The following is an 869-nucleotide window of genomic DNA, read 5'->3' on the forward strand; positions in this document are numbered from 1 at the left end:
CTACGGTTGAAAAGCACGCGAAATATTGGCTTAAACAGGTTAACGGCAATGATTTCTTAAGTGAAAAAACCGCCTTGATGAAGCTCTATCGCCAAACAGAGCAGGTATTTACCCCCAATGTGCAAAGCACCACTGTCGGCCTGTTCTTTTTAGTTCAGGTTTACAATACGTCACAAGTCAACAGTCAGTTTTCTGATAACCCTATAAAATGGGGCGTTGATCGCGCAAACGCCTGGGTCGGATTAATCACCAGTTCTTTTGCCGCTCTCGATCAGTTTGCTGGGGCACGCTTTGGCCAAGTCGGCGGTAAACAGGTCTTTACTGAGTTTATGAAGGAAGATGGTGCTAAATTACTTGGCAACTCAACCTCCAAATCATTAACTGCATTATTAAGTGATACCAACGTTACCTCGCAAAAAACAATCGTGGTAGCTGAACGCATTGGTAATGGTCTTACGAAGTTCGTAAAAATCACTTTTCGCTGGCTGCCAGTTATCGGTGGTGTTGTTGCCACACTGGGCAGCGGGTATCAACTTGGTACCGATCTGGTTGGTAACCAAAATGCCCTAGCCACAGCGGTATCAGGGGTCACACTGTTAGTTAATGGTATGGCGGCGTATTGCGCCTGGGTGGCACTGGTGCCTGCGGCGGCGCCGGTTATGGCGGTCGCTGCTGTGGTACTGGGTGTCACAGCACTGACGCTAGAGATAATCCGAGCCTCCTTAATGGACGATAAAACCCAACTGTTTTTAAAAGGCTCCTTCTGGGGCCGTGGCAATTATGCTTACGGTGAGTCCAAATTCAACACCTTGGAACAACGACTGAAGCTTTTTGACCAAGATGCCAAGCTAGAGGATGCGATTAGAGTG

The 869-nt window shown here is 47.8% G+C and carries 1 protein-coding gene; it reads left to right on the plus strand.

Annotated features, from left to right (window positions below; translation table 11 throughout):
* On the plus strand, window positions 1–869 hold an 869-nt coding region (locus tag ACQEXR_RS20280; RefSeq protein ID WP_427021049.1), incomplete at both ends, for a hypothetical protein.

The organism is Vibrio sp. TRT 2004 (assembly GCF_050113735.1).
Lineage (GTDB): Bacteria > Pseudomonadota > Gammaproteobacteria > Enterobacterales > Vibrionaceae > Vibrio.